At 31.8% G+C, this 9,198-nt stretch carries 6 protein-coding genes; 2 read left to right on the top strand and 4 right to left on the bottom strand.

Annotated features, from left to right (window positions below):
- Positions 1–2,149, bottom strand: a 2,149-nt coding sequence (locus ACFDSN_RS11040; protein ID WP_375239912.1) for an amidohydrolase, incomplete at its 3' end; no start/stop codon positions are given.
- 29 nt (positions 2,150–2,178) lie between these two features.
- Entirely contained in the window at positions 2,179–3,246 is a 1,068-nt protein-coding gene (locus ACFDSN_RS11035; protein WP_375239911.1) for a DUF3810 domain-containing protein, read from the bottom strand.
- Positions 3,247–3,320: 74 nt separating this feature from the next.
- On the opposite strand from ACFDSN_RS11035, the gene ACFDSN_RS11030 reads away from it, so the two are divergent.
- Positions 3,321–4,781 carry an aminoacyl-histidine dipeptidase gene (locus ACFDSN_RS11030; protein WP_375239910.1) on the top strand — a complete coding sequence of 487 codons (1,461 nt, stop codon included), beginning with the start codon at positions 3,321–3,323 and terminating at the stop codon, positions 4,779–4,781.
- A gap of 139 nt (positions 4,782–4,920) precedes the next feature.
- On the opposite strand, the gene ACFDSN_RS11025 is transcribed toward ACFDSN_RS11030, so the two are convergent.
- Together ACFDSN_RS11025 and ACFDSN_RS11020 are read right to left on the bottom strand one after the other, a co-directional pair.
- A complete protein-coding gene (locus ACFDSN_RS11025; protein WP_375239909.1) occupies positions 4,921–6,441 on the bottom strand; it encodes an OmpP1/FadL family transporter in 1,521 nt (506 codons plus the stop codon).
- Between the two features lie 26 nt (positions 6,442–6,467).
- Complete coding sequence (locus ACFDSN_RS11020) at positions 6,468–7,433, bottom strand: hypothetical protein (protein WP_375239908.1); 966 nt, start codon at positions 7,431–7,433, stop codon at positions 6,468–6,470.
- Positions 7,434–7,536: 103 nt separating this feature from the next.
- Between ACFDSN_RS11020 and proS the strand changes: the two genes are divergently transcribed.
- Positions 7,537–9,015, top strand: a complete 1,479-nt coding sequence (proS, locus tag ACFDSN_RS11015) for a proline--tRNA ligase (protein ID WP_375239907.1) — start codon at positions 7,537–7,539, stop codon at positions 9,013–9,015.
- The last annotated feature ends 183 nt before the right edge of the window (positions 9,016–9,198 follow it).

The raw sequence follows: 9,198 nt of genomic DNA, 5'->3' as shown, positions 1-9,198 counted from the left end.
CACCTAAAGCAAATTTTATAAATTTAGGACTGTCCTTATAAATCATTTGATCTGCAGTTTGTCCCCATTTTAATTTAATAATAGCAGATCTTCCGCCAATAGGATTTGCAGAACCATGTAAAATTTGAATACTTGTAACGCCACCAGCAAGATTTCTATAAATATTAATATCTTCTGAATCTACAACATCTTCTATAGTAACTTCTGCTGTACTATTGTGCCCAGATTCGTTTACACTAATAGTTGCTATATGAGAATGCTCGTCTATAATTCCAGCAGTAATATGTTTTCCTGAAGCATCAATTACTTTAGCGTCATTTATTGATAAGTTCTTGCCAATCTTGGCAATTTTACCGTTTTTAATTAAAATGTCTGTTTGTTCTAAAATGCCATCTTTCTCGTTAGTCCAAATTGTTGCATTTTTAAATAAAATAGTTTCTTGTTGAGGCAAACTGCTAAATCCGTATGCTGTATTTGGATAGGTTGTAGGAAATAATTTTGGTGTTTCAGTTTCTTTAATTTCTTCCTTTTTTTCTTCGGAATCGTCTTTTACAACATTTTTACTTGCGGTAAAATCAAAACTTTCTCCGTTAGGAAAATAGGCTTTTCCAGAAAAGTTATCCGTTGAAATAATATTAGACTTTAATCTAACAAACTCGTTATTTATAGAATCTCCACTAGATACCAATACTTGTAACCAATTGTCAGTAAATTTAACAGATGTGTCCTGCTTCTTTTTATCTGATTCTATTGAAGCTTTTAATTTTGTTAATTCACCTGATATTTTTAAAGTTGATGCTTCATTTTTAAAGATACCGCCACTAAATTGTAAAGTATATTCACCTCTTAAATCTTTCGTATCTATTGCATTTATAATATGCTTCTTTCCTGTAATCCAATTTTGATATAAAGTTGTTTTTTCATCAAAAATATCTCCAGAAGTAATTAAAAAGTTAGCATAAGCACCAGCGTTTAATTGACCTAGTTGATTAGGTTTTCCAATTATAGAAGCTGGAATTGTAGTTAAGGCTTCTAATGCTTTGGTTTTATCTAAACCATAAGAAATGGCTTTTAGTAATTTTGTTTTAAACGTTTCAACCTTTTTTAAATCGTGAGTAGTTAAAGCAAACGTAATATTATTGTCTACTAATACTTTAGGATTACTAGGAGCTTGGTTCCATTCGCGCATATCCTTTAACTCAGCAAAACGCGCTAAAAGTGGATCTTCCATATCAAAAGCGTCAGTAAAGTTTAACGGAACAATTAATTTTGCATTAGTGTTCTTAATATTTTTTACTAATTCGTATTCATTTCCACCAGCAACAAAAACATATTGTGTATTAAAAGAATCTCCAATTCTATCAAGTCTTAGGATTTGATTTTTATCGCCAGCATCAAAAAACTGTGTTTCATTTTTATTCTCTAAAAAGGCTTCTAAAGCACGATCTTTTAGAGACATATTTCCTGTAGCATACCATTTTGCATCGTGATTAAACTGACGTAGTAAAGCAAAAGTTCCCATTATAGATGTTGGATAGGATTGTTTAGATGTTTTACTTTTAGATGTTCCGTAGAACATTCCAGAATTATCATCTAACAAGCGCTTAGAATCATCTGACTTATTGGTTAGAGCTATTAAAAGCCCAGAACCTTGCATAATTCCGTCGTTTACGTGTGTATTTACTACACCAAAACCTGCTTTTTGTAAAGCTTCGGCTTTAGAGTTGTCAAATTTAAAATGATTAATAGCTTTTACATCAGGACGCATATGGTCGTTCCAATAAAAACCTTCGCGACTTGCGCTGTATTGTGGGGAATAATTTCCTTTAGAATCATAAGGCGTAATACTTGTCCCAAAATCTGAATAGATATCTATAAAAGAAGGGTAAATACTTTTACCATTTAAATCTATTATAATACTGTTTTTAGGAATAGTAATATTTGTACCAGACGCAATAACTTTATCGTCCTTAATAACCAAAGTACCATTTTCCACCACTTGAGTTGGTGTAATGTATATTTTGGCATTGGTAAATACTGTGTGGTTTTTGGTGTTTGTTTTTACACCATCGTTTTTTGGAATGTAATCCTGAGCAGAACCAAGTGTTGATATACTTAAAAGTCCGCAAAATAAAAGTTTTCTTATCATAAAGCTGTTGTTAATGCTTTAAAGATACTTCATATTTTTCGCTCTATAAAATAATTAACATAAAGTGCTACTACATAACTATAACTTTCTATGCCTTTGGATTGGTTGTTGGCTTTTAGAAAAGTACTATAGGTTTCTTTAAAAACAGGTTCTGAACTATTTTTATGGCTATCCCAAAAATCACTAACTTCTCTATAGTTGGCATAAATACCAGGATTTATAGTACAAGCTATTTCCATATACAAATCTGGATTACGTTTATAAATTTCAGCTAAACAATGTCTTAAGGCAAAAGTGTAACCAGAGTAGTTAAAATAATTATTTGGATGATTTATAGACGCTAAACAACCAATAAAATTAGCTTCATTTTCTGCAGCATAACCTAATTGATGAGCAACTTCATGAGCACAAGTGGTTGGATATTTGTAAATAGGAATTAATCCGTTTGGTTGTGCCTCATTTGTAAATGGATTTAAATAACCACTAAAGCCCATTTTTGTTAAAGGGTAACTAAATAATGAGTTTTTTATACTACTAACGCTATAATCTAAATGCGGATAAGTTGTTTTTAATTTATCGTATCCTATATGTGTGTTATTAATAACAAAAGTTTTATTAAAAGGAAAATTAACTTTTAAGGTATCGTTTTTTGATAGTTTAGTATGAAGTGAATTCGATTCTAGAATTAACATTTTTGTTACTTCAATTAACTGTTCTGTGGTATAATCTGCATTTAAATTTAAGTTCTCGTGAAGTGGTTTTCTGTAATAATTAAAACCCCATAATACGTGAAACGCTAAATAAAGTAAACTAATAGCTGAAAATACATCTACAAACCAACTCAAAGTATCTTTGTAAATGCGTTTAATGTTTTTAATAACCCAATAGATAGCGTATAAACTAATTACGGTATAAAATACATCGCCAAAAGAAAATGGAATCCAACCTAAATTAAAGTGTAGTAGCTTAGAGGTAATAGGGTAAATGCCATTACTATAATAGGTTTCTACTGTTTCTGGGAAATAAGAAATTAACTTTATAAAAAGGAATGTAGGAATTATAAGTAAAGCTAAAATAAGCGATTTTCTTTTTGGCATATTTCAAAAATAAGAAATGTTTGCAACAATCGTTTTCTATTAATTACCTTTGTTTGAAATTTAAATAGAAAAAAATGAGTCAAGAAGTTAGAGCTTTAGAACCAAAAGCACTTTGGAATAAATTTGCAGATTTAAATGCTGTACCAAGACCTTCAAAAAAAGAAGAACGTGTCATTCAATTTATGAAAGATTTTGGGACTAACTTAGGTTTAGATGTTCTTGTAGATGAAGTTGGAAACGTAATTATAAAAAAGCCAGCAACTTCAGGAATGGAAGATAGAAAAACCATTGTTATGCAGTCGCATTTAGATATGGTTCATCAAAAAAATAACGATACAGATTTTGATTTTGATACTCAAGGTATTGAAATGAAAATAGAAGGCGATTGGGTAAAAGCAAAAGGAACTACTTTAGGTGCAGATAACGGTTTAGGTGTTGCAACTATAATGGCAATTTTAGAAAGTTCAGAAATTGTTCATCCAGAAATAGAGGCTTTATTTACTATAGATGAAGAAACAGGAATGACTGGTGCAATGGGTTTAAAAGGTGGATTGCTTACGGGTGACATTCTTTTAAATTTAGATACAGAAGAAGATGATGAAATTGGTGTTGGTTGCGCAGGTGGAGTTGATGTTACTGCAACAAGAACTTACGAACAAGAAGAAACGCCTGAGTTTAAAAAAGGATATACTATAACTGTAAAAGGACTACAAGGCGGACATTCTGGAATGGAAATTATTACAGGTTTAGGAAACGCTAATAAAATCATGAACCGCTTATTATTTGATGGTTTTGAAAAATATGGTTTGCGTATCTCTGAAATTGATGGCGGAAGTTTGCGTAATGCTATCCCAAGAGAAAGTAAAGCTATAGTAGCTATAGATGCAATTCATGAAGAAGTTTTTTTAAGTGAAATGAATGCTTTAGCAGAAATTATTAAAATAGAAAATAAAACTTTAGAACCTGACTTTACTGTTGTAATTGAGGAAATAGAAACTCCAGAATTTATTATGGATTTAGGTGTTCAAGAAGGGATTACAAGAGCTTTATATTCAGCTTTAAATGGTGTGTATAGAATGAGTGCAGATATTCTTGGTTTAGTAGAAACATCAAACAATATAGCAAGAGTTATTGTAAAAGATGGCGCTATTAAAATAGGTTGTTTAACACGTAGTTCTGTAGAAAGTGCAAAAACTGATTTAGCAAATACGTTACGTTCTACTTTTGAGTTAACAGGTTGCGAAGTAGAGTTTTCTGGAGAATATCCAGGATGGACTCCAAATATGGATTCGTCTATATTAAAAGTGTTAGATTCTTTGTACGAGAAATTGAATGGAGAAAAAGCTAATGTTGCTGCTTGTCACGCAGGTTTAGAATGTGGTATTTTAGGGCAGAACTATCCAGGTATGGAAATGATTAGTTTTGGGCCAACTATAAAAGGAGCACATTCTCCAGATGAGCGCGCAAGTATTTCTTCGGCTAAAAAATATTGGAACTTTGTTTTAGAGATTTTAAAAGAAATTCCTAAGAAATAGTAATTAATACTTTTGAATCTTGTTATGTCTGATTAAGTATAATCGAGACCTAAATAAATAGAGTTAAAAATTATTTTAAATGTAAAAGAGGCTCGCTATAATTATAGCGAGCCTCTTTTTATAAATGTATTTTTTTATACTACAGATTAAACCCTAAACTTAGTGTGATATTTGATATTTTGCTATCTATTGCTGCTGCATCTGTTAAACCAACATTATATAAAGATTGATTTCTATCTTGTTGCGATGTGTCGTATGTTAAGTCTAATTTTGTGTTTCCAAAACTGTAACCTAAACCTAAAGAATAACCCGATAAATCTCCAATTGTAGTTTTGTTTTTATAAGGGCTTTCTTCAAACCTGTATCCAGCTCTTAAGCTTAATTGTTTAATTTTATATTCGCCACCAATTTTATAAGTATTTGCTGAGGTTAATTGATCTTCTATATTACGGTTTAACTCAGAAAAATAAGTGTCAGATTTTGGCTTAAATTTTGTGTTGCCGTAATTTTTACGTCCATAATCAAAACTAATTAATCCAGACTTACCAAATATGTAAGCTAAACTTCCTGTAATACTACTTGGTGTTTGTAATCTGTATCTTGGAAAAATATTTATAATTTGCGGGTCTACAATTTGTAAAACATCAGTTCCTGCATCATCTCTTAATGTTTCAATAAGCTGAGTTGTTTCATCTTCAATAGTATACCAAGTAGGCGAGTTGTAGCTTAAGCCTAGCCTAACGTCTTTACTTAGTTTCATAATAGAACCTAGTTGAAAAGAAAATCCATTACCAGTGGTAACTAAATTATTTTGAAAAGCAACTTGCTTTATAATTCCTCCATTATCATTTTCTTCATATAAAAAGGTAGAACGTTCATAATTTAAAAAGTGAGAATTTAAGTTTAGCCCAAAGTAAAATTTGTCTGTGTATTGCGTTGCAAAGTTAAAAGCCAGTTTTCCATTATAACCAGTAGAAGCATAGCTGTATTCTTGGTTGTAATTACCTGCAGCTATATTAGATGTATAAAGTGTATTACCGTCATCAGTAATATCATTAGGCTCTAAAATATAAGAATCGTAACCTAAATAAGCTTGTTGGTGTTGACTACCATAAGCAGAACCAATTCCTGAATACGCATCAGATGTGCTTTCTCCTGGAAAGGCAGATATTTCATCTAAACGTAAACCTTGTGCGTTTTGTAAAAAATAATTACCAATGGAATTATTAGTGTTATTTCCAGAAGCAAACCAATCGTTATCAAAATCACCAGTTTTATCATAGGCTAAACCTAGTGTGAATTTCTTGAATTTAGATGATTCGTTATTACTTTTAAAAATGAAAGCAGCGCCACCTTGCGTTAAATCAAAATTTCCATTTCTCTCTGAATTTTGAGTACCAAAAAAGGCAGTTTCGTTTTTCTTATTATTAATTGCTAATGAAAAAGAAGCATGGCTTACACTAAAAATAGCAGATCCAGCAGGATTAATACTTACTGCACTCATATCGCCTCCTAAAGCTCCAAAAGCTCCGCTTAAAGCTCTAAAACGAGCAGATCCTTGTACTTCTGAATTTCCATAACGTAATGCATCATTAATATTCTGAGTAAATACCGTTGAAACTAATAATAAGCCTCCTATTGTAAATAATATTTTTTTCATAATAACTATTTGAGGTTAATATCTATTTATCTAGGTCTTCTTGAGCTTGATCCACCTCTAGAAAAAGAACTTCTTGAACTACTACTTGATCTTGGACTTGAGTATGATCTAGGAGTACTACTTCTAGGTGTGCTTGTTCTAGGCGAAGAGCTTCTAGGCGTACTTGTTCTAGGTGAGTTAGTTCTTGGTTTAGTAGTAGGTCTAGGTCTAGGTCTAGGTGTAGATGTATTTGTTCTAGGTCTTGTACTAGAATTAGTCCTTGGTCTTGTACTTGTTGATGTTCTAGGTCTTGTACTTGTTGATGTTCTAGGCCTTGTTAAATTTGTGTTTCTTGACGATAGTAAAGAAGATCTATTTCTCCCAGCTAAATAACTATTTCCAATTCTTGCGTTATTTCTATATCCGTTAGAATATGCGTAACCTCTACGTCCGTAATTCCAGTTGCCATAATATCCGTTGTTATATGGGTTTCCATAAAAGCCACCATTCCAACCCCAATTATTCCAACCAAAACCATTATTCCAGCCCCAGTTATTCCAGCCCCAGTTATTCCAGCCATACCAGTTATTCCATCTAGGGCCATAATTCCAACCAAAACGATTATTCCAACCCCAATTATTCCAGCCAAAACCGTTATTCCAACCATTATCATAATAATTTATGTTTACAGTTGTATTGTTTTCTCCCCAACTACCATTTTGATTATTTTGAGATGTATTACTTTCATAAGTTTCTACATCAGTAAAAACTTCTTCAGTTTGTTCTTCTTCAATATATATTTCGTTAGATTTTTCTCTAAAATAATTACTGTAATAATTAGAAGGATCTTCTTCTATATCTTCAATTATTACTTCTTGATTAACTTGTTCACCGTAAATACCGTCATTATCTTGACCAATGTATTGATAAGAACCACAAGATGTGAAACTAAAAATAGCTGTTAAGCCAAGTAAATAATATGTTTTCTGTGTTAAATAAGTAATATATTTCATAACGCAATAGTTTTTTATTGTTGAACATAACAAAAATAGTTAGTTTTGTCCAAATATTTCTAACATTTAACAATATCACAATATTTGTGCCAAAACACTGTGTATGAGCAAAAAACTAACGAGTAGAGCTGAAGATTATTCGAAATGGTATAATGAATTAGTTGTAAAAGCTGATTTGGCTGAAAATTCAGCAGTTCGAGGCTGTATGGTAATCAAGCCTTATGGTTATGCTATTTGGGAAAAAATGCAAGCAGAATTGGATAGAATGTTTAAAGAAACAGGACATCAGAATGCTTATTTTCCTTTGTTTGTTCCTAAAAGTTTGTTTGAAGCCGAAGAGAAAAATGCTGAAGGTTTTGCTAAAGAATGTGCTGTTGTTACTCATTATAGATTGCAAAATGATCCAGATAAACCTGGAAAACTTCGTGTAGATCCTAAAGCAAAATTAGAAGAAGAGTTAGTTGTAAGACCTACAAGTGAAGCTATTATTTGGAATACTTATAAAGGATGGATACAATCCTATAGAGATTTACCATTGCTAATTAATCAATGGGCTAATGTGGTGCGTTGGGAAATGCGTACACGTTTATTTTTAAGAACTGCTGAGTTTTTATGGCAAGAAGGACATACAGCTCACGCAACCAAATCAGAAGCTATTACAGAAGCAGAATTAATGAATGATGTTTATGCTACGTTTGTCCAAAATTTTATGGCTATACCTGTAATTAAAGGTCGAAAAACTGAAAGCGAAAGGTTTGCTGGAGCAGATGAGACGTATTGTATTGAAGCTTTAATGCAAGACGGTAAAGCTTTACAGGCAGGAACATCTCATTTTTTGGGTCAGAATTTTGCTAAGGCTTTTGATGTTAAGTTTGCTAATAAAGAAGGAAAAAAAGATTATGTATGGGCAACATCTTGGGGAGTTTCTACTAGATTAATGGGCGCATTGATTATGACTCATAGTGATGATCAAGGATTAGTGTTACCACCAAATTTAGCACCAAATCAAGTTGTTATTGTACCTATATACAAGACAGAAGAACAATTAATTGCTATTACTGAAGTAGTTAATGAAATTATGAAGAATCTTCGTAATGTTGGCGTTTCGGTAAAATTTGATAATAGAGATACTTTTCGTCCAGGAGCAAAATTTGCTCAACATGAGTTACAAGGAGTTCCATTACGTCTAGCAATTGGAGCTAGAGATTTAGAAAATGGGACAGTAGAGTTAGCTCGTAGAGATACATTAACTAAAGAGGTTACAGAACTATCAACTTTAACAGAAAAAGTAAAAGCATTATTAAGCGAAATTCAAGAGACTTTATATAGTAAAGCGCTTTCTTATAGAGATTCTCATATTACAGAAGTTAATTCTTTTGAAGAGTTTAAAGATGTTTTAGATAATAAAGGAGGATTTGTTTCAGCACATTGGGATGGAACTACAGAAACCGAAGATAAAATTAAGGAATTAACTAAGGCAACCACACGCTGTATTCCAGATTGTTTTAAACCAGAAGAAGGCGTTTGTGTCTTAACAGGAAAACCGTCTAAAACGAGAGTATTGTTTGCTAAAGCCTATTAATTGTATTTTTTTTATATTTTTTTTAAAAGATATTGCAGAAGTAAAAATAAGTTGTATATTTGCACCCGCAATCACGTTTTATTAGTTGATTACAAGTTCAAATATATTTTGAAAATAAAATAAATAATGGCCCGTTCGTCTATCGGCTAGGACGCATGGTTTTCATCCATGTAAGAGGGGTTC

The organism is Aurantibacter sp. (genome assembly GCF_042094015.1).
GTDB lineage: Bacteria > Bacteroidota > Bacteroidia > Flavobacteriales > Flavobacteriaceae > Aurantibacter.
Note: the sequence above shows the minus strand (reverse complement) of the source record. Positions and strands in the feature narration are given on the sequence as shown.

What these genes read in the sequence shown, in the direction of transcription:
- ACFDSN_RS11020 (WP_375239908.1), bottom strand. Translation starts at nt 7,433, where the DNA reads ATGAAATATATTACTTATTTAACACAGAAAACATATTATTTACTTGGC.
- ACFDSN_RS11030 (WP_375239910.1), top strand. Translation starts at nt 3,321, where the DNA reads ATGAGTCAAGAAGTTAGAGCTTTAGAACCAAAAGCACTTTGGAATAAA.
- proS (WP_375239907.1), top strand. Translation starts at nt 7,537, where the DNA reads ATGAGCAAAAAACTAACGAGTAGAGCTGAAGATTATTCGAAATGGTAT.
- ACFDSN_RS11025 (WP_375239909.1), bottom strand. Translation starts at nt 6,441, where the DNA reads ATGAAAAAAATATTATTTACAATAGGAGGCTTATTATTAGTTTCAACG.
- ACFDSN_RS11035 (WP_375239911.1), bottom strand. Translation starts at nt 3,246, where the DNA reads ATGCCAAAAAGAAAATCGCTTATTTTAGCTTTACTTATAATTCCTACA.